Annotated in this window: 11 protein-coding genes; 2 read left to right on the top strand and 9 right to left on the bottom strand. The window is 70.0% G+C overall.

Features of this window, described 5'->3' with window-relative positions; all coding sequences use genetic code 11:
• Nucleotides 1–101: 101 nt before the first annotated feature.
• The 9 genes from ACT535_RS19865 to ACT535_RS19825 form a co-directional block, all read right to left on the bottom strand.
• A complete protein-coding gene (locus ACT535_RS19865; RefSeq protein ID WP_476365732.1) occupies nt 102–1142 on the bottom strand; it encodes a nickel/cobalt transporter in 1041 nt (346 codons plus the stop codon).
• Nucleotides 1139–1774, bottom strand: a complete 636-nt coding sequence (locus ACT535_RS19860; protein ID WP_168457317.1) for a DUF1007 family protein — start codon at nt 1772–1774, stop codon at nt 1139–1141. The genes ACT535_RS19865 and ACT535_RS19860 overlap by 4 nt, the downstream gene beginning before the upstream one ends.
• A gap of 176 nt (nt 1775–1950) precedes the next feature.
• On the bottom strand, nt 1951–2892 hold the full coding sequence (locus ACT535_RS19855; RefSeq protein WP_476365731.1) for a prephenate/arogenate dehydrogenase family protein: 942 nt from the start codon (nt 2890–2892) through the stop codon (nt 1951–1953).
• A complete protein-coding gene (hisC, locus tag ACT535_RS19850; RefSeq protein ID WP_476365730.1) occupies nt 2889–4043 on the bottom strand; it encodes a histidinol-phosphate transaminase in 1155 nt (384 codons plus the stop codon). The genes ACT535_RS19855 and hisC overlap by 4 nt, the downstream gene beginning before the upstream one ends.
• Before the next feature lie 26 nt (nt 4044–4069).
• Nucleotides 4070–4960, bottom strand: a complete 891-nt coding sequence (locus ACT535_RS19845; protein WP_476365729.1) for a chorismate mutase — start codon at nt 4958–4960, stop codon at nt 4070–4072.
• A 317-nt stretch (nt 4961–5277) separates the two neighbouring features.
• The gene (locus ACT535_RS19840) at nt 5278–5868 is read right to left on the bottom strand and encodes a hypothetical protein (protein WP_476365728.1); all 591 of its coding nucleotides are present in this window, start codon (nt 5866–5868) and stop codon (nt 5278–5280) included.
• Between the two features lie 147 nt (nt 5869–6015).
• Nucleotides 6016–7284 (bottom strand): cytochrome P450, encoded by a 1269-nt coding sequence (locus tag ACT535_RS19835; RefSeq protein ID WP_476365727.1) that lies wholly within the window; start codon nt 7282–7284, stop codon nt 6016–6018.
• The gene (locus tag ACT535_RS19830; protein ID WP_476365726.1) at nt 7271–9007 is read right to left on the bottom strand and encodes a di-heme-cytochrome C peroxidase; all 1737 of its coding nucleotides are present in this window, start codon (nt 9005–9007) and stop codon (nt 7271–7273) included. The genes ACT535_RS19835 and ACT535_RS19830 overlap by 14 nt, the downstream gene beginning before the upstream one ends.
• A 159-nt stretch (nt 9008–9166) precedes the next feature.
• Nucleotides 9167–10303: a helix-turn-helix transcriptional regulator gene (locus ACT535_RS19825; protein ID WP_476365725.1), complete on the bottom strand. Its 1137-nt coding sequence runs from the start codon at nt 10301–10303 to the stop codon at nt 9167–9169.
• A 325-nt stretch (nt 10304–10628) separates the two neighbouring features.
• Here ACT535_RS19825 and ACT535_RS19820 point away from each other — a divergent pair, with 325 nt between their 5' ends.
• Together ACT535_RS19820 and ACT535_RS19815 are read left to right on the top strand one after the other, a co-directional pair.
• Nucleotides 10629–12107 (top strand): peroxidase family protein, encoded by a 1479-nt coding sequence (locus ACT535_RS19820; protein ID WP_476365724.1) that lies wholly within the window; start codon nt 10629–10631, stop codon nt 12105–12107.
• Nucleotides 12108–12398: 291 nt separating this feature from the next.
• On the top strand, nt 12399–21647 hold the full coding sequence (locus ACT535_RS19815) for an SDR family NAD(P)-dependent oxidoreductase (protein WP_476365723.1): 9249 nt from the start codon (nt 12399–12401) through the stop codon (nt 21645–21647).
• Nucleotides 21648–21697: the final 50 nt, after the last annotated feature.

Here is a 21697-nt window from a genome sequence, read left to right as displayed (position 1 = left end):
GGCAATTTCGTTGTTTCAATTCAAAGCGAAACGAAATTGCCGAAAAGCTGGGCGTGACGCATTTTGGTGCATCGCACCTGAACTTGGCTGCGTTGCGGCATTCAGCCGGGCAGCAGGCGCTCGCTTTCGAGATATCCGGTGAGCAGGCCGAAGCCGAACAGCATCACCAGTAGAGCCGCCCCCAGTTCCACCCCCAGCCGGGCCATGGTGGACCATTTGGTGTCGCGGCCGGCGATGCGCACGGCGAGCCGTTTGCCATAGACGGCGATGGCGGCGATGGCCGTCACGGTGGCGGCGGTGCCGAGGCCCATGGCGAAGGCGGCGGCGACGCCGCTCAGGAACACGCCCTGCGACAAGGCGAAGGTCAGCACCAGGATGGCGCCCGAGCACGGCCGCGCCCCGGCCGACACCACCGCGATGGCGGCGCGCTTCCATCCGCCTTGTCCCGCCAGTAGGGCAGGATCGGGCGCGTGGCTGTCTCCGCAATCGCAATCGGCAGCGTGGATGTGGCCCACGTCGCCCCGCGCCGCAGCAACGAGGGCGCGGCCCTTCACGATCGCGAGATAGAGCCCGAACAGGCCGATGCCGCCATAGGCCGCGACCTCAACGACCGTCATGGCCTGCGCCATGGAGACGGCGGTGGCGCCGAGGAGCAGGGCGAGGATGCCGACGAAGAGGATGGCCGCCACCGCCTGCACCATGCCGGCGGCCAGCGACAGCACGGCGCCCCGGCGCAGCGTACCGCCATCGGCGAGGAGATAGGAGGAGATCACCGCCTTGCCGTGTCCGGGACCGGCGGCATGGAAGACGCCGTAGGCGAAGGACAGGCCGGCGAGGAGGAAGGTGGCATTGCCATCCTTTTTGGCGGCGCGCACGGCCCCCACCAGCGCGCGATAGAATTCCGACTGCTTGGCGAGGATGAAGCCGGTGATGCCCGAGGGCGGCGCGCCGCCGCCGCCGAGGCCGAAGGGGGTGGCCTTCGGTCCACCGCCGCCGGGCGGTCCGAACCCCTGCGCGAACGCCATGTCCGGATAGAGTACCAGCGCCACGAGCAGCGCGAACAGCAACGCGGCGCCGAGCCCGAGAAGGATCATCCCCGCCCGGCGCATCCGCCCGGGGACGGCCGCGGTGGATGCGCTCACGGGCACTTCACCGTGATCTTGTCCGCGAACTGGGCGCCATAGGTGCTGCCCGAGGTGAGGCCGGCGAAGAAGGCTTCGTTCAGGGCGGAACTGGGCGGCGGCTCTGGCGAGGTGACTTCCTGCGTGCAGCCGGCGGGCGCCGCGACCATCTTCACCGGATCGTTGTCGGCGAAGGAGAAGGAGACGAACACGGTGGGATCATAGATCTCGATGGTCGCCGCCCCCTTCACCGCGATGGGCTTCGCCAGCGGCAGGGTGAAGTGCAGGGTCAGCAGCTCGTTCTCATAGGTGAGGTAATAATCCACCGGGTCCTTGAAGGCGAGCTTGCCGGTGGCGGTCTTTCCCCGGACGAAATAGTCATATTCCTTCAGGGACGTCACATTCACCTCGGCGAGCGGCTTCAGCACGTCGTCGCCATACGTGCCGTCCTTCTGCTTCTCCAGCCCCTGCAAGGCGAAGGCGGTGAAGGCGTCATCGAAGGTCCAGGCCTGCTTGAGCGCGGTGAGCTTGCCGTCAGCGCCATAGACCACCTCGGTCTTCATGGTCACCCAGACGTGGGGATGCGCCTCAGCCACCCCCGGCAGGAGCGCCGCGGCGAGCAGCATGACGACGGGCAGCAGGCGCGCCAGCATCCGAATCTACTTCCTTGTGTCGGGGCGAACCCTTCTCAGGTCGCGCGAGACTTCGGCGGAATGGTGACGCCGCTGCTACAGCGCCCATGACACGCGAAGATGACACGCGGGTGTGACGGAAGCTGACTGTGCGTCATATTCCCTGCGTCATCTTTTCCCGGCCCCTTAACCGGGGGTCAGCTGTCCTCGTGCTTCGGCTTTTCCGCCGCGCGGCGGCCGAAGTCGGGGGCGGCGGTCTCCTGCCCCTGCTCGATGATGGAGCGGCGGATGGCGCGGGTGCGGGCGAAGTGCTCGAACAGCGCATCCCCGTCGCCGTAGCGGATGGCCCGCTGGAGGGCGGTGAGATCCTCGGTGAAGCGGCCGAGCATCTCCAGCACCGCTTCCCGGTTGGTCAGGAACACGTCGCGCCACATGGTGGGGTCGGACGACGCGATGCGGGTGAAGTCGCGGAAGCCGCCGGCCGAGAACTTGATGACCTCGGAGGTCAGCGTCTCCTCCAGATGCGCCGCCGTGCCCACGATGTTGTAGGCGATGAGGTGCGGCACGTGGCTGGTGATGGCGAGCACCAGATCATGGTGCTGGGCGCTCATGGTCTCCACGTTCGCCCCCGCCGCCCGCCACAGGCTGACGACGCGCTCCACCGCCGCCGGGTCAGCGCCTTCGGGCGGGGTGACGATGCACCAGCGGTTCTCGAACAGCGTGGCGAAACCCGCGTCGGGGCCGGAAAATTCGGTGCCGGCCACCGGATGGGCGGGGATGAGATGGGCGTGGGCCGGCACATGGGGGGCCATGGCCTCCACCACGAAACCCTTCACCGAGCCCACATCCGAGAGGATGGCGCCCGGCTTGAGGCGCGGTCCCACCACCTCGGCGACCTTGCCCGAGGCGCCGACCGGAACGGCGACGACCACGATGTCGGCGCCTTCGGCGGCCTCTCCGGCATCCTGCGTCACCACGTCGGCGAAGCCGAGCTGGCGCACGCGTTCGCACACGGCGGGGTCAGCGTCGGCGACCACGAGGGTGCCGGCGAGGTGCTTCTCCCGCGCGGCGCGGGCGAGGGACGAGCCGATGAGACCCGCGCCGATGATGGCGAGGCGCGGCACGAGGGGCTGGATCACTTGGCGGGTCCCTTGACTTGCCCCGTCTCTCCGCCGGCCATGAACTCCGCGAGCGCGGCGACCACCAGTTCGTTGGCCTCCTCGGTGCCCACCGTCATGCGCAAGGCGTTGGGCAGGCCGTAGCTCGCCACCTGCCGCAGAACGAGGCCCCGGCGCGTGAGGAAGGCGTCCGCCTCCTTCGCCGTGCGGCCGGGCTCTTCCGGGAAGTGGATGAGCAGGAAGTTGGCGACGGACGGCGTCACCTTCAGCCCCAACGCCTCGATCTTGCCGGTGAGCCACGGCAGCCATTGCGCATTGTGCGCCACGGCCTTTTCCACGTGCGCCGCATCGGCAATGGCCGCGGCGCCCGCCAGCAGGGCCGGGGTGTTCATGTTGAACGGTCCGCGGATGCGGTTCATGGCGTCGATGACATGGGCCGGGCCCACCGCCCAGCCGATGCGCAGCGCCGCGAGGCCGTGGATCTTGGAGAAGGTGCGGGTCATGAGCACGTTCTCGGTGGAGAGCGCCAGCTCCAGCCCGGTCTCGTAATCGTTGCGGCGGACGTATTCGGCATAGGCCGCGTCCAGCACGAGGAGCACGTTGGAGGGCAGGCCCGCGTGCAGGCGCTTCACCTCGTCGAACGGCAGGTAGGTGCCGGTGGGGTTGTTCGGGTTGGCGAGGAAGACGAGGCGCGTCTTCGGCGTCACCAGCGCGAGCAGGGCGTCCACGTCCGCCGTGAGGTCGCGCTCCTTGGCCACCACCGGCACGCCGCCGGCGGCCAAAGTCGCGATCTTGTAGACGAGGAAGCCGTGCTCCGAATAGATCACCTCATCCCCCGCCGCCACATAGGTGTGGGTCACGAGGTTCAGGATCTCGTCGGAACCGGCGCCGCAGATGATGCGGTCGGGATCAAGCCCGTTGGCCTTGGCGATGGCCTGGCGCAGCGCGCTCGCAGAGCCGTCGGGATAGTCCTCCAGACGGCGGCCGGCCTCTGCGAAGGCCGCGAGGGCCTTCTCGCTCGGGCCGAGGGGGGTCTCGTTGGAGGAGAGCTTGAACACCTTCTCCACCCCCGGCGCGTGGCTCTTGCCCGGCACATAGGCCTCGATGGCGAGCACGCCCGGCTTCGGCTCGGGCCGGCCGGTGGGGATGGGGTCGTTCAGCACGGCGGACATCTCGGGTTACTCCAGACGATCTTTCTTCACGGCCGGGCGGAGACGCGCTCCACCTTGTGGGTGGCGGCGTGGCTGCCCACCTCGGCGACGGCGCGGATGCCCGCGCCCGCGTCAGTGAGGGGGCCCGTCACCTCGTCCACGGCATGGCCGGGGGGCAGGGACACCAGCAATGCGGCGCCGTCGAGGGCTTCATCGGGCGCCACCACCACCTCGGCGAAGGCGGGTATGGCACGGCCCGCGGCCGCGCTCCATCCCGTCACGCGCAGCGAATAGACGCGGACCTCGCGCACGGCGGCATCCGCGATGGGGTGGGAGACCACGAACACCGGCAGGCCGGCGGGATGGTCGTCGCGCTCCACGAAGGGCAGGCGGGCGATGATCTTGGGGGCGCCTTCCGCCTCCAGCGCCGTCCACCAGGGATCGGCGGCGGAAGGAGAGGGAGCGGCGGCGAGCAGGCCGAGATCGCCGCGTGAGCCGGCCACCGCGTCGATCACGCCGCGCGCCCCCATATGGGGCAGGAAGGGCACGGTGAAGCCGAAGTGGAAGCGCGCGCTGTCGCGCATGGGCGCCTCGCCGCCGGACAGGTCGGCATGCACGGAATAGGGCGCCTGGACGTACGTGAACGTGGCGATGATGACGCGCCAGATGCTCTCCACCGTGTCGAGCGGCAGCAGGCCGTGGTGGCGCTCCACCAGCCGGCGCATCATGTCCGCCTCGCGGGCGGGGCGGAAGGCGGAGCCCCCCTCTGTGCCCTGCGTGTGCTTCACCTGCACGAGGCGGTCGATGATCTCGCTGCGTTCCATGAGCAGCTGGTGCATGGCCGCGTCGATGCGGTCGATCTCGGACCGCAGATCGGCCAGAGACAGGGGAGCGCTGGAGATCGGAGCGTCGGAGAGGGGAGCGTCGTTGTGTGTCATTGGCGTTCGCGCGTCTGGAGCGCGACGCCCTGGCGGATGAAGTCCGTCCGCCGGATGAAACGCCCCTCCAACTCGGGGACGGAGAGCGCGGGCCGATCCGCCCGCATCGCAGGCTTCTGGCGCGCCCTCCAGCCGGCGAGGCTTACCGGGAACGGGCGCGGGAATCAAAACTTTGTTGCGCGGGTGGCTGGTATCGGGTGGCGCTAGAGCACGCGCCGATCTGATTGCATCGCAATCAGATCGGATCACGCGTTCTCTTTCTTGGAGTAAGAGGGCGATTCACCGAGCGGATTGATTCAATCCGCTCGGATCGCGCTCTAGCGCTTGAAATAGCCCTTCACCAGATGCTGCGCCACGAAGGCGTCGATGGCGGCGTGGATGGTGTCCCAGCGGGGCAGGGCGCTTGCCGGCACCTCCACGGCGGCGGACCAGACGGGCGTCTGGAACCAGAGCTGCGCGCGGGCGTCGGCGGCGTCCGGGGTCGCCGGCAAGCGGGCGAGCACGCCGCGATCCTCCGAGATGCGCACCAGATAATCACCCCCCGCCGCCGGAAACCGCTCCAGATCGTTGAGGAAGCCCTGCCTCTTGTCCTCCCGGCGCACGGTGGCGATGGTCTTGGTCATGCCGGCGAAATCGGGGTGGGGGCCGAGGTAGAAGGCGGTAACCCGGATCGTGGGATCATCTCCGGCCGGAGGTCCCTCGGCACGGGGAGGCGCGACGCCGGGCGTTGCCGCATGGGCCGCCATGGCGGCGGCCATGCCCGAGAGGGGGAAGGCGAAGGCGGATTCCCGGCTGCGGATGATGCAGCCGATGAGGCCAAGCTCCGGTGGCGCGAGGGCATAGCGCGTGGGGAAGGCGAAGAGGTCGTCGCCCGCCCGATAGAACAGCGTCTCGCCGAATTTCGCCACCGCCGCCTGCCGCGCCTCCCGCGGCGCCTCTTGCGGCTTGCCCGAGGGCTTTGCGGCAGGATTTGCCGCAGTTTTCGCGGCGGGCGCGGGCTGGCAGATCGCGGGAGGGACGTCGGGGACAGGAGCCATGCCCCCGACTATAGGCCCTTACGTCAGCCCGATGCGATAGGTCTGGGGAAAGGGCGTGCCCGCCATGTCCACCGGCGCCAGCGGTCGGGCGGCGGGGCGCAGCAGCACGCGCTTCACGATCTCGGGGATCATGGTGCCGCCCACATAGCGGCCGAGGCATTCGTGGTGCCCGTAGCCGAAATGCAGATAGGTGTGGAAGGGCCGGTCCGGCTTGAAGGCGTCCGGCTCCGGCACGAAATCGGGATCGAACATGGCGGAGAGGCTAAGCGGCAGCACCACCGTGCCCGTGCCCAGCACCTTTTCCCGTGCCGTGCCCTTGGCCAGCGTGTAGGTGGAGGCCGCCTCGCGGAACATGAAGGCGACGATGGGCGAGAAGCGCAGCGCCTCCCACACATAGCCGTCGAACACGGCATCATCGCCCGCCTTGGCCGCGGCCCGCGCATCGCTGAGCACTTCCGGCCGGGCGAAGAGCTCGGCCAGCGCGTTGATGGCGGCTTCCGCCGTGGTCTCGATGGCGCCGATGAGCAGGCCGCCGATGTTGATGACCACCCGGTCCATGCCGAAATGGTCCGCCGCCGGCAGGTTCAGGCTCAGGATGCGGGTGAGGCTGTCGTCCGGCGCGGTGCCGGCCTTGATCTCGGCGATGCGCGCCGGGATGAGCTGGGCGAACAGCGCGCGCAGCTTCACCCGGCTGTCCTCCGCCGCCTGGTGGATGGCGTCGGCGTCCGGGCGGTCGTCGTAGGGCAAATTGTTGAACTGGTCCATCTGGTTGGCATAGGACCAGTCGAGCAGGTCGGCGTCCGGGCCCTTGATGCCGAAGATGCGCTGCACGATGCGCAGGGGCACGAGCCGCGCCAGCTTCTGCACCGCCTCGATCTCGCTGCCGGCCGCGTTCAATGCCTCGTCGGCCACCTCGGCCACGGTGGCGCGGATCTTCGGCAAATCGTCCCAGGCGAGGATGGCGCGCATCACGGACTTGTCGCGGTAGTTCACCACCGTCTCGTCCATGGCGAGCATGAAGTCGCCCATCTTGGGCTTGTAGAGGTCGACGGTGAACACCTTCGGCACGGACAGGATCTCGATCACGTCCGCCCGTTTGGCGACGAGCGTCACCTCGCTGGTCTCGTAGACCGGCGCGTGGGCGCGCAGTTCCGCGAAGAAGGGGCGCGGCTCGCTGGCGATCCAGCCCCGCGCGAGCGGCCAGCGCTCTGCGGGGCGGACGGCGGCGAGCTTGTCGAGATAGGGCGTGTAGGGGCGCACGCGCGCCGCGGCCTCAGGGACGGACATCGGGGCCCTCCAGGACCTTGAGATATTCGATGATGGCGTAGCGATCCTCGGGCGAAAGCTTCGCCCCCGCGGGGAAGGCGTGGCCGCGGTTGGAATTGCCGGGCAGGCTGGTGTCGAAGCGGGACACGCGGGCGCGCTCGGCCTCGGGGATCGAGTCATAGGAGGACACGAAGCCGAGCTTCTCGGTGTCGAGCCGCTTCGAGCCCACGTAGAACACCGCCGGGCGCTCGTCCTCGGGGGAGAGCAGGTCGTAGATGGTGGGCACCGAGCCGTTGTGCAGGAATGGCCCCGTCGCCCACACGCCCGCGAGCGGGCCGGCCTTGTAGCTCGGCGGCAGCAGCCAGCCTGATTGCGGGGTGTTGCTGCCGGGGGCGAAGCGCCAGCCATAGGCGGCCTTGCGCGCATCACCGGTGATGCCGCGGGCGCGCAAATCGTTCTCGGTGATGGTGCTCACCGCCGCCAGCAGCAGGGAGCCGGCGAGAACCTGTCCGTCCGGCAGGCGCGGCGTGGTCGGCGGCAATTGGGTGAAGGGACCGGGCTTGGCGTAGCGGGTGATGAAGTTCATCGCCATCTTCGGGTCGGTCTTCACGGTGGCGACGTCCACCATGGACACGGCCAGCCACTGCCGTCCGCCCTCGGTCTCGGCGGCGGGGGTGAGGCGATAGTCGGGGCCGCCGTGGCAGCCGGCGCAATTGGCCTTGAACAGCTCGGCGCCGCGCTTCGCCTTGGCGGCGTCCACCTTGCCCAGCGCCTTCTCCGGCCACGGCGGCGGCTTCAGGCCCGAGACCCAGGCTTCGAGCGCGACCAGGTTTTCGGACAAGGCCGTCGAGCTGGCGGCGGCGAGGTTGCCGTTGGCGAAGTCCGCATGGCCGAACACGCCCAGCACCTCGCCGAGGTTGCGGCCCAGCGGGTTTCCGGCGACGCCGTTCCACTGCACGTAGCGCTGCTGCGGCGTGGTCCACAGGAAGGGGTAGCTCACCGGCGCATCGGGGATGCGGTAGTTGGCGGGCTCGTTGAGCGCGGTGGCGGACACCGCGTTCAGGATGTGGCCGAAGGCGTCGAGCCGCCCGCGGCCGTAGGGCACCGGCGTCCAGGAGGCGGCTTCAAGCCGCCGGATTTCGGTGGCGAGGGCTTCGAGCGCCGGGCGCACCGCCTTGGGGTCCATGGCCACGAGCCGCGCCGCGAAGCGCTGGAACTTGGCGGGATCGGCAAGGGTGATGTCCAGCGCCTTGCTGAGGCGCGCCATCAGCAACTGGTAGTCGCCCTGCGAGGCGCCGCCGTCGATGCGGATGAGCGCGCCGTTCTTCGCCTCGATGTCGGCGGTGTGGCAGGCGGCGCAGGTGAGCCCCACCATGGGGCCGAGCGCGCCCGGCGCGGGGCGCGGGTCCTTCACGAAGCCGATGGGCAGGCCATCCGGATTGAGCGCCGAAGGTCCGTCCGCGGGCAGGAAGCCCATCTCCGCCACATGGGCGGGGTCGAGGAACAGCTTGTCTGAGAGCGGCTGCTCCAGCGCCCGCAGCATGGCGTAGGGCATCAGCTGGGAGCCCTGGGAGGTGAAATAGAATTTCTCGCGCAGCTCGGGCGACCAGCCCTGGTCGAGGGCCTGCGCCTTGCCCGGCTCGGCCGGCGCCTCGTTGCGCGACATGATGGCGTCGGTGAGGGCGGCGAGCCCCAGGAACACGATGACCCCCGCCCCGACGACCAGACCCTTGCGCCCCACCATTCTTCCCCCCGGAAATATGCTCGATCCTGCCGCGCCGCCGGCCCCTGCCGGCGAACGCCCGTTTCAACCCCTCACGCATGAGCGGCCGCGCCATCTCGGGCGCGGCCGTATGATGTCCACGCGCCATGAATGCGCGATGAACCAGTGCGCGTGGAACCGTCAGACCAGCGAGAGGTCGAGGCTCTCGCGCAGCCGGGCGACAAGCTCGCCCTGCCGGTTGGTGCCGGTCTTCTCGTAGAGCGCCTTCAATTGGCTGCGCGCCGTGGAAAGCGCCACGTTGCGCTGCTGGGCGAAGTCGGCGAGGGAGGCCCCCACCGCCAGCGCCGCCGCCAGCGCCGCCTCGGAGGGCGTGAGCTTGAAGGTGGTCTGGATGCGCCGCGCCACGTCGGCCCCGCCGCGTCCCGGCTGGCGCACCACCACCGCGATCTGCGAGCGGGTGGCGAGGCGCGGGCTGCCTTCGCCGGCTGGAAGCGGATGCAGCGATACCCGGTAGGGGCCGGCATCCTCGCCGGCGCGCGGCACTTCCATGTGCTCGGCATGGGTGATGTTCGTCTCGCCCCGCGCCGCCGCCAGAGCCAGCGCGACGGCGGAGGCGACCTGCCGGGAGGCGCGGTCGTCGCGGAAGGCGAGCCGGCCCTGCCGGACAGTGATGTCGCCGGACTTCACCATGGTCTCGCCCGCCCGGTTGACGTGGGCGACGTGCATCTCTGCATCCACCAGGAAGATGCCGGCATCCACGATGTCGAGGGCGGCGGCGATGTCGCCCACCTTGGCCTTGGCCTCGTCGAGCAGCGCGTAAAGCTCGAACGCGCGTCTGAGGTGCGGCACCACGAGGCCGAGCTTCTGCCGCTCCGTCTGCCCGAACGGCCCCTGCGCCCGCCCGCGCATGGCGCAGATGGTGGCCATTACGTCGGCTTCCTGGGCGAAGTAGGAGACGAGCGAATGCTCGATGTCCATGGGCTCCACCACCTCGCGGAACAGGGCAGAGGCGCGGAACTGGTCGGGGTCCACCCCGTCCTCGCCGCAGATGACGCGGCCGGGATTGGAGAGGATGTAGGAGAGGCGGGGATCTTCCGTCGCGTGGCGATAGAGGAAGGTCTTGTAGTCGTTGTGGTCGTGGCCCCACACGCGCCAGGTGGGCTTGGTCTGCTGCTTCAGGCTGAAGACCGCGAGCTGGCCGACCCGGCCGTCGATGAAGCGGGTGACGCCCTCCAGCAGGATGCCCCATTGCCGGGGATCGCCGGAGAGTTCGTAAACGTCCCCGACGAGGCGGGAGTAGTGATCGAGTTCGCCCATGTCCGTCCCATTTCCCGCGAGGCGATGGTCCGGCCGGGCCGGCGCATCACGTCGCCATGATCCGATGGGCCGCCATGGCCCACCCCGCGAGGGCCGGACGGCGACTTGGTGTCTGCCTTGATGCCTGCCGATATCGGCGGATGCCCACAAAGATCGTGGGCGCAGCATTGCACAACCACCTCAGGCTGCAAGACGTCCCAAGGTCGGTCATCCCCCATTCGGGTGATGCTGACCGAACCGTTGAAATGGTGACGTAAGGGGGAGCCCCGGGGCGGGGGCATCAGAGGAGCGTGCCCTGAGAATGCGTGTCGAAAGGCCCCTTGAGATGACCACCGGAAGCGACGAGCAGCGTCCCTCGACCCGGGAGGCCATCAGCGCGCGCGTCCGGACTCTCGCCATCGAGGCGGGAGCGCGGCCGAGCGACCATGGCTTCGGCCGCATGTTCCCGACGCTGGCGGCGCCTGCCTGCGGCATTCCGGCCGGGACACGGACGCTGAAGGATCTCGCCCGCCTCGCCGCCGCCATGGGTGCGGGCGCCGAGGCGCCCAGCGGCCGGCCGCCGCGCCGCCGCGCCGAAGGCGATGCCGACATTCCCGCCGCCTATGCCTTTCTGGTCGAGTTCGTGCTCAACGATCTCGTCTGGGAGCGCCGTCCGGTGGAAGAGACGCAGCTCGCCGGCGCGACCGCTTTCTCACCGGTGGGCAGCTTCTCCACCCTGTTCAACCGCCGCTCGGGCTGCCTCGATCTCGAATCCGTCTATGACGCGCCGCGCGATCCCGCCGCCGTGCGCCGCATGCTGCTGGGCGAGGTGTGGCGCAATCCACTCGGCGAGCCGGCGCTGCCGCCGCGCAAGGGCCTCCGCAACGATCTGCCGCGCCAGCCGCGCGCGCTCGATCCCGCCCGCGACCGCGCGGCGCGCATGAGCGACGCGCGCAACGATTCGAGCCTGCCGCTCAGCCAGCTCCACGTCGCCTTCCTCAAGGCGCACAACGCGCTGGTGGCCACCGGCCGATCGTTCGAGGCGGCGCGGCGGGCCCTGCGCCAGCGCTATCAATGGATGCTGCTGTTCGACCTCCTGCCCAAGATCGCCGATCCGGCGGTGGTGGAGGAGGTGCTCAGCGAAGGGCCGCGTCTGTGGCGGACGGAGCGGGCGGGAGACATCTTCATTCCGGTGGAATTCTGGGCGGCGGCCTTCGCCATCGCCCCGAGCCTCGCCCGGCCCAGCTACGACTACAACCGTCACCTGCGCGATACGGAGGCCGCGGCGCTGTCCACCCGCGCCGCCCTCGGCCCGTCCGGCTGCGGGCCGGATGGCCTTCCGGCGGACCGCATCATCGCCTGGGAAGGCTTCCTGCCGCTGGAGGCGGAGGCGCCGCAGCGGGCCCGGCAGCTCGACACCATCCTGGCCGGCGCGCCGGAGACGGTGGAGGCGGCGGCGCTCCGGCACCTGTCGCGGGGCTACCGGCTGGGGCTGCCCAGCGGGCAGGCGGTGGCGCAGCATCTGGGTCTGAAGCCGCTCAGGGACGACACGCTGCTCGCCGCCCTGCCGGAAGCCCAGCGCGTCGCGGCCCTGCCATTCTGCGAAGCGACGCCGCTCTGGTTCTACATCCTCGCCGAGGCGGGCGATCCCGCCGGGCCGGCGGGCAAGCATCTGGGGCCGGTGGGCAGCCGCATCGTGGCGGAGGCCCTGTGGACCCTGACCCGCCATTCGGACGCCTCCATCCTCGCGCCGGGCGAGCCGCGCGACTTCGACCGCTTCACCCTGAGCGATCTCGTGCTGCTCGCCGCGGAAGAGGACGGCTGAACCGGGCCGCCGCCCACCCTTGAGACGGGACCGCCGGAGCTACGCTTCGGCGGTCCTTTCGCATTGGCACAACCAGGGGGACGCGTTGCTGCGGATGCGGCCAAAATTCGGCGGGCTACTGGGGCGCCGTTTGCTTCTAAAAGATGCAGAGCAGCTGGTACTTCGGTAAATTACATATTATCATAATACCGTTACAAAGTATTTCGTGGCTCGCTCAAGAATTGGTGATGACAACAATTCTCGTATGAGCCTATTTTGCAGCGCGGGATCACACGGAAGGGGGCGCTTCCGATGGACAGTGTCGATCTGCTCGACGGTGATTTGAAGACCGTCATCTCCCACTCTCTCACCGAACCGCAGGCCACCGAACCTCTGGCGGTCGCCGTGGTCGGCATCGGCTGCCGGTTCCCCGGCGGCATCTCCGGCGGCTCCGATTATTGGTCTTTCCTCATCGGCAAACGCTGCGGCATCCGGGAAATCCCGGCCGATCGCTGGAATTACCGTAACTATTACGACGCGGACCCCGAATGCGCCGGGCGCTCCTATTCCAAATGGGGCGGCTTCCTCACTGGCGACGTGTTCAGCTTCGATCCCGCCTTCTTCGACATGGCCCCGCGCGAGGTCATGTCCATGGACCCGCAGCAGCGGCTGCTGCTGCAGGTGGCGTTCGAGACCGTCGAGGATTCCGGCATCACGCTGCGCACGCTGCAGAAGAAACGCACGGGTGTATTCGTCGGTATTTCCACATCGGACTTCAGCTATTCCCAGCGCTACCGGCGCGTCGCGACCGATATTTTCGCCGGCACCGGCTCGGCCTATTCCATCGCCGCGAACCGCATCTCCCACCGGCTGGACCTCAACGGCCCCAGCATCGCCCTCGACACCGCCTGCTCCTCTGCGCTGGTGGCGGTGGACCAGGCGATCCGCCATCTCTCCATGGGCACCTGCGACGTGGCTTTGGCCGGCGGCGTGAACATGATGCTGGACCCCGGCCCCTTCGTCGCCTTCTCCAGCGCCAACATGCTGTCCGCGACCGGCGCCATCTACACCTTCGATGCCCGCGCCGACGGCTTCGTGCGCGGCGAGGGTTGCGGCCTCGTGCTGCTCAAGCCCCTCGCCCGCGCGGTGGCGGACGGCGACCGCATCTATGCGGTGCTGCGCGGCTCCACGGTGAACCAGGACGGCCGCACGCCGACCCTCACCGCCCCCAGCGACGTGGCCCAGACGGCCATGCTCAACAGCCTCCTGGAGCAGACCGGCATCGACCCGGAAGACGTGGGCTATGTGGAGGCGCACGGCACCGGCACGCCGGTGGGCGACCCCATCGAGGCCAGCGCCATCGGCCGCGTGTTCGGCGCGGGGCGGGTGGACCGGCCGGTGCTGGTGGGCTCCTTCAAGCCCAATCTCGGCCATCTGGAATCCGCCTCCGGCATCGCCGGCCTCATCAAGATCGTACTGTCCGCCCACCATGGCGTGGTGCCGCCCAACCTCAATTTCGAGCGGCCCAACCCCAACATTCCGTTCGATGCCCTCGGCCTGAAAGTGCCGGTGGAGCCGACCCCCTACGATGCCGAGGACGGAGTGCGCCTCTCGGTGGTGAATTCCTTCGGCTTCGGCGGCACCAATGCCTCGGTGGCGGTGGAGAGCTGGCACGGCGGCGGACGGGCCGCGAAGGCCGTGCCCGCGCGGGCGGTGCCATCAGACGATCCCGCCTTCATTCCCCTCTCCGCCAACGGCAAGCCGGCGCTCGCGCTCTGGGCCGAGGAACTGGCCGAGGCGGTGGACGACGGCGGGGCGCTTTCGGGCGTCTCCTACGACAGCCTCTCGCAGGTGCTGAAGACCAGCCGCGACCATCTCAACGAGCGCGCGGTGATCCTCGCCGACCGCGCCGCGCAGGATCTGCCGCACAAGCTGAGGATGCTGGCGCTCGGCGCCGACGCGCCGGCTGAAGAGGCGGAGGTCGTCGCCCCCTACATCATCACCGGCCGCGCGCGCCCGCGCCGGCTCGCCTTCACCTTCTCGGGGCAGGGCGGGCAATGGTGGGCCATGGGCCGCAAGCTGCTCACCACCGAGCCCACCTACCGCGCCTTCGTGGAGGAGTTCGACGCCGTGCTGAAGCCGTGGACCGGCTGGTCCGTGGTGGAGGAGGTGCTGAAGGACGAGGGCAAGACCCGCATCAATGATGCGGACGTCACGCAGGCCTCCATCTTCACCATGCAGGTCGGCCTCTATCGCATGTGGCGCGAGCGCGGCCTTACGCCGGAACTGCTGGTGGGCCACAGCTTCGGCGAGGTGGCGACCACCTATATCGCCGGCTGCATCGATCTCGAAATCTGCGCCAAGATCATCTACCACCGCGGCCTCATCCCCCACGGCAGCACGCGCCGCGGCGCCATGGCGACGCTGGGCGTCACCTTCGACCAGCTCGCGCCCTTGCTGCCGGACGACGGCAGCGTGGTGGTGGCGGCCTATAACGGCCCCACGGCGCAGACCATTTCCGGCATGGAAGCCCCGGTGGATGCGGTGCTCGCCGAGGTGCGCCGGCTGTTCCCGGATGTCACCGCCCGCCGCCTCACCATGGATTTCGGCTGGCACTCTCCCCACCTCGACGATTGCGAGGCGAAGTTCCGCGCCGGCCTCGGCGAGATCGACTGGAAGCCGCCGTCCATTCCCATCGTCTCCACCGTCACGGCCATGCTGGAGACGCGGTTCGACAGCGAATACTGGTGGCAGAATCTGCGCCAGCCGGTGAATTACAAGAAGGCCATCGATTTCTGCCTCGACCTCGGCATCGACGCCTTCCTGGAACTTGGCCCGCACCGCACGGTGACGCCGTTGATCCACGGCATCGCGCAGGAGCGCAACGCGTCCGTCGTGGCCGTGCCCTCGCTGGAGCGGCAGGGCGATGACCGCCTCGTCATGGCCCGCTCCATGGCGAGCCTTTATGTGAACGGCGTCGCCTTCGACTGGACCGAGGCGGCGAAGGACGCGCAGGCCGATGCGCCTGCCCGCGCGGAGCATCTCGCCCTGCCGCGCCGTCCGTGGGCCAATGAGCGCCTCGTGCAGCTGCCGCTGGAGGCGAAGCACTTCCTCTTCGACACCGACCGCCACCCGCTGCTCGGCTGGCGCGAGAGCGGGCCGGAGCCGGCCTGGACCAACGAGATCACGCTGAAAAGCCTCAAGTATCTCGCCGACCACCGCCCCGGCGGCGACTGCCTGTTCCCGACCGTCGGCTATGTGGAGATGATGACGGCGGCGCTGCGCGAGCTGTTCGGTGCGGCTCCGGTGGAATTGCGCGACTTCAAGATCATGGAGGCGCTCTCCATCGGCCCCGACGACGTGGTGCTCCTGCGCACGTCCTATGATCCCGTCACCAACCGCCTGCGCATTTCCTCGCTCAAGCGCGATACGGACGAGGACTGGCGCCTGCGCGTGGAGGCCTATGGCTGGCAGCACGCCTTCACGCTGCCGAAGGCGAAGTTTGACCCCGCCGTGCTCGCCGGCACCCCGGCCATCACGCGGGAGGATTTCTATCGCCTCACCGCCCGCCACGGGCTCGATTACGGCCCCACCTTCCAGGCCGTGGAGGCGCTGTGGCTGCCCGGGCCGCGCCATGCGGTGGCGCGCATCGTCAGCACCGAGGCGGAGAAGCGCACCGGCTTCATCGCCTTCCCCGGCCTGTTCGATTCCGTGCTGCAGGCCGGCCTCGTGGTGGACGACGTGGACGCGGGCCTGTGGATTCCCGGCGAGCCCTTGCCGGAGATGGAAGAGGTGGGCGGCAAGTATCGCCTCATGCTGCCCATCGGCATCCGCAAGGTGATGGTGGCCGGCCCGCTGCCGAGCGAGGTCATCTGCGAATTCTTCACCGATCCGCGCGACGACACCGGCATCTATCGCGTCTACGCGCTGGACGGCACGCCGCTGCTCGCGGTGGAGAACCTTCAGGTGAAGACGCTGGGCGCGCTGAAGGCGGCGACCGGCGAGGGTGCCGTCGTCATCGACGAGACCTATGAGAGCGACGCGGACAAGCCGCCGGCCCCCGTCCGCACCGGCCGTTGGCTGCTCGTGACCGGCGACGCCGCCGAGACCGCCCCGCTCGCCACCGCGCTTCAGGCGCAGGGCTCCACGGTGGCGACCATGGACCCGGCCCCCCTGTTCGCCATGGAGGCCGATGCCTTCACCGCGCAGGTGGAGACGATGCTCGCGGCGCCGGAAGGCCTCGCCGGCATCATCTATGCCGCCACCGCCGGCACGCATCTCGCCGACGCCGAAGCCCTCTCCACCGAGGCGCTGCTCGCCGCCGTGGAGCCGGCGACCAACGGCCTCGTCACCATCGGCAAGGCGCTGGACCTGCTGCGCACCGCGCCCCTGCGGCCCACCCTCGTGGTGCTCGGCCGCGCCGGGCGGCGGGTGCCGGCGGACGGCGCCATGAGCACGGACGGCCTCGCCGATGCCCCGCTGCTCGGCCTCACCCGCACCATCGGCAACGAGTGCCCGGAATTCGCTGTCCGCCATGTGGACGCGGATGCCGCCGCCTTCGCCGCTGGGACCACTTTGGCCCAGGCGGTGGCGGAGGAGAGCGCGGAGGCGGAGATCGTGCTGCGCGGAGCCGGCCGCCTCGTGCCGCGCCTGCGCCAGAGCGAGCTTGCCGCCCAGGCGCCGAAGCACCGCGTGATTGCCGTGGGCGCGGATCGCTCCAACTTCACGGTGACGATGACCCAGCCCGGCGTCATCGACAATGTGGTGCTGCGCGAGTGCCCCTATCCCGCCCCCAAGGCGGGCGAGGTGGTGGTGGAAGTTGCGGCCGTGGGCCTCAACTTCCGCGACATCATGGCCGCCACATCCATCCTGCCGGACGAGCAGGACGGGCCGGGCGCGTGGTGGCGCAATCTCGGCCTCGAATTCGCCGGCACCATCCAAGTGGTGGGCGAAGGCGTCACCGGCTTCAAGCCGGGCGATCGGGTGATGGGCATGGGCAAGGGCTTCCTGCGCCGCTTCGCGGCCGCCGATGCCCGCTTCCTCATGCATGTGCCGGACAGCGTGGAATTGAAGGACGCCGCGACCCTGCCGGCCGCCTTCATGACCGCGCACTATTCCTTGGTGGACATCGGCCGCCTGCTGCCGGAGGAGCAGGTGCTGGTGCATCTCGCCACCGGCGGCGTTGGCCTTGCCGCCATCCAGGTGGCGCGCAACATCGGCGCCGACATCCTCGCCTCCGCCGGTTCCGACGCCAAGCGCGACCATCTGCGTGCTCTGGGCATCGTCCATGTGATGAACTCGCGCAGCCTCGAATTCGCCGAGGACGTGCGCGCGGCGACAAGCGGGCGCGGCGTGGACGTGGTGCTGAACGCTCTTTCGGGCGCCGGCATCGACAAGGGGCTGGAATGCCTCGCACCGTTCGGCCGCTTCGTGGAGATCGGCAAGCGCGACCTCGCGCAGGACAAGCCCATCGGGCTCAAGTCCCTCTATTACAACAATTCCTACTCCGTCATCGACCTCTCCACCATCGCCGACGAGCGCCCCGCGCGGCTCTCCTCGCTGCTGCGGGCGGTGGAGGCGGAGGTGGCGCGCGGCGCCTACCGGCCGCTGGTGGCCACGCGATTCCCGGTGTCGCGGGCGGCGGAGGCCATGCGCCTGTTTGCCAAGGCGCAGCACATCGGCAAGGTGGTGCTCACCTTCGACGAGCCGGAGGTGGAGGTCCAGATCGACCTCGCCCAGCCCATGCAGCTCTCGAAGGACGCGAGCTATCTCGTCACCGGCGGCCTGCGCGGCTTCGGCGTCGCGGTGGCGGATTATCTCAGCCGTGCCGGGGCCGGGCGCCTTTTGCTCGCCGGCCGCAACGGCACGCCGGACGAAGACTCTGCGCCGGCCATCGCGGTTATCCAGGCGCGCGGGACGGAAGTGGTGCCCCTCGCCCTCGATGTCACCGATCCGGACGCAGTGGAGGCGGTGATCGCCGCTTATGCCGCGTCCGACAAGCCGCTGAAGGGCATCGTCCATGGCGCGGCGGTGATCGAGGACGGCTTCCTCGCCCAACTCGATGCGGCGCAGATCAGCCGCGTCATCCGCCCCAAGGTGGGCGGCGGCTGGAGCCTGCACCGTGCGATTGAAAAGCACGGCGTGGCGCTGGATTTCTTCGTCAGCTTCTCCTCGCTGGCGCAGGTCATCGGCAGCCCGGGGCAGGCGAACTACACGGCGGCCAACGCCTTCCTCAATGCGCTCGGTTCGTTCCGCAAGGGGCGGGGCGTCGCCGGCTCGTCGGTGGCGTGGGGCTCCATCGCCGGCTCGGGCTTCGTCGCCCGCTCCGAGGCGCTGGGCAATTATCTCGAAAGCATCGGCATGAAGCCGGTGCCGGATACGGAAGCTGCCGCCTCCCTGGGCACGCTGCTGCGCGCGGAGGGCGAGAACCCCGCCTTCGCCCGCGCCGACTGGTCCGCCATCGCCCGTGCGCTCGCCCGCACAGCCGCGACGGGACGTGTGAAGCCGCTGCTGGCACAGCGCTCCGCCGGCCGCTCCCGCATCCAGGCCGATCTCCTCGCCGCCCCGCGCGAGCAGTGGGAGGCCATGCTCGCCGATCTCATCCGCGGCGAGGTGGCGAAGGTGCTGAAGGTGGCGGCTGCCGACATCCCGCCCGACCGGCGGCTGTCGGAGCTGGGCCTAGACTCGCTCTCCTCCTTCGAGCTGAAGAACCGCATCGAGGCCCATGTGGATGTGAACATCCCGGTGGCCAAGTTCCTGCAGACGCCCACCATCACCGGCCTGTCTGGCGTGGTGGCCGCCACCTTCGAGGCGGCGCAGAAGGCGCGTGCCGCCAGCGCGGAAGCTCTCGCGGCAGGCGGCGAAGGGGCGGCCGGAAGCGCCGGCCCGCTCGCCTTCCGCCCGCTGGTGCGTCAGGAGGCGCTGCTGGCCCTCGCCACCCGGCCCATGACCACGCAGGCCGTGCGCGGCGCGCTGGAGGTGGCGGCCTCCCGCGCCGTCCCCGCCGGCCTCGCTTTCGAAAAGCTGGCGCAGGCGCTGGCAGACCTCGCGGCGGCGCAGGATGCTTTGCGCCTCACCGCCACCGAGACCGGCGCCATCGTGCTCAACGGCGCGCCGGACCTTGAATGGGTCGCCTCCGCCGGCGCCCTCGCGCCGGTGACGCAGCCGGGGCCGCTGTGGCGCTTCGGCGTCTCCAAGGGCGACGATGGCGCGCTGACGCTCCACGCCCGCGCCCACCGCGCGGCGGCTGATGCGCTCGCGCCCCATCTCGCCCTCGCCGCCTTGCTGGCGGCGGTGGAAACGGCCCCCGCGCCCGGTGCGCCCTTCACCGCCTTCGCGGCGGAGGGCCGCCCGGCCGATGGCTCGGCGGAGCAGGGGCGCCATCTCGCCTTCTGGAAGGAAGTGCTGCGCGCGGCGCCGCCCGCGCTGAAGACCGGCGTGCGCTCGCTGGCGCTGGCGCCGGCCGGCTTCGGCATCAATCGCGGACCGGCGGGGCGCCTCGCCGCCCGCCTCGCCATGCCCGGCTTCGGTGCCCTTCCGGCGGCCGAGCAGGAGGCGCTGCTGGTGTCGGCCCTCGCGCGCACCCTCGCCACCCGGCATGGCGTGACTGGGCTCGCCATCGAGTGCCACGATCCGGCGCGGCACGACGCGCTGATCGGTCCGGTCTCCACCTCCGTGCCGCTGCTGCTGGACCGGCTGTGCGAAGCCGACCGGCTGGTGCGCCGCACCCGCCAGCGCCTTGCCATGGCGCGCGATCACCGCGCCATCGACACGGCGGCGCTGGAGGCGACCCTCGGTGGCAAGCTCAATGCGGCCGGGGCGGCGCTCCGGCAGCTGGGCTTCTCCTATGTGGATGCGGCCTCCGCCTCGGCGCTCGCCGCGCTGGGCGTCGCCGATCCGCTCGTCGCACTGGCCGATCCGTTCAACGAACTGCGGCTCGACGCGGTGGCGGACGACGATGGCGTGCGCCTCGTCCTCGCCCTCGACACGGCGGCGTTCGACGCGGGGGCCGCGCGCCCCTTCCTCGATGCCTTCGCCGCGACGCTGGAGGCGCTCGGCGGCAATCCCGCAAGCGTCTGCGATGCCCAATGGCACGCCCCCGCCGAGGCCCTGCGGCGCACCGCCGCCGCCGCGCCCGAGCCGGTGGCGGCGACATCCGCCCCGGCGCATGTGAGCGGCGAGCGGGAGGTGCCCCTCTCGCTCAAGCAGGGGCTGCTGCTGCGCTCCTTCCTGAAGCCGGAGACCGGCCATGCCTGCCGCGCGGCCTGGACGGTGAACCGCGCTTTCCGCATCTCCCCGCGCATGGACATCGAGCGCCTGCGCCGCGCGCTCAAGCTGGTGGAGGAACGGCAGGAGGCGCTGCGCTCGCGCTTCGTCGTCGGCGACGATGGCCGTCCGCGCGTCTTCATCCTGCCTCCCGGCGAGCCCTCGCTGGTGGTGGAGGACATGCCCGACGCCACCGAGGCGCAGATGGAGGCCCGTGTCGTCGAGCTGATCGGCGATGCCATGGATCCCTTCACCAATCCGCCCTATCGCATCACCGTCCTGCGCTGCGGGCCGGAGGGCGACGTGGTGGTGGCGCACGGGCACCACACGGTGTTCGACGGCTGGTCCCTCGGCCTGTTCGTGGAAGAGCTGTTCCAGGCCTTCCTCGGCATTCCGCTGCCGCCGCCGGAGATGGATGTCGCGACCTACGTCAACACGTTCGAGCGGGCGACCGATCCGGCCTTCATGGCCGAACGCGACGCCTATCTGCGCAGCCTCTATGCGGTGGACCCGCCGCCGGTGCCCAACTTCGGACGCCGGGCCAAGGGCCTCGCTCCGAACTTCGACCTCACCCAGGGCGGGCCGGCGGGCGAGATGTACGCCTTCCTCAGCGCCGACGGGCAGCAGCGGCTCCAGGCCCGCGCCCGGGCGGCCGGCGTCACCGAGACGGCGCTGCTCATCGCGGCCGTCGGCCAGTCGGTGGCGGCGCTGGGCGGGGTGGACGACGTGATGCTGAACGTGCCCGCCGCCATGCGCACGGACCGGCGGCTCAACGGCTTCATCACCTGGGTCGCCGGCTCGGCCCTGCTCCGGGTGCCGGCGCGGGCGATGCCGCGGCTGGAGACGCTGGCGGCGAGCGTCGCCGACCAGCTCAACCGGGCCATGCCCTACGTGCCGTTTGAATATGCGGCGCTGGACGGCGTGGTGCATGACGAGGTGATCGCCGCCGGCTCCTACCTCGCTTTGTACCAGAGCGGCATGCACAGCCCCGACCGCTTCGCCCGTGGCGCCACCACCTCGACGCTGCAGCGGCAGGGCAAGGGCGAGACATTGGACCTCGGCCTCATCAAGGTCTCGCCGTGGGCCAACCTGCCCCTGACGCGCTACGCCATCAACGAGTTCGACCTGCGCTCCTTCCAGAGTGCGGACGGGCTCGCCTACCGCCTCGGCTTCGACCTCACCGCCTTGACTCCCGCCGAAGCGCGCGGCCTCTTGGAAGAGGTGCTGGACCGGATGGAACTCGGCGGCGACGGCTGCACCGCCATCGTCGATGTGGACGAGGAGCAGCCCGCGTGAGCGTCAGCGACGACTGTCTGTCCGATAACGCCGCCCATCTCAGGGGGCGC

It is taken from the genome of Xanthobacter sp. DMC12 (genome assembly GCF_056314105.1).
This window is presented reverse-complemented; position numbering and strand designations above follow the sequence as displayed.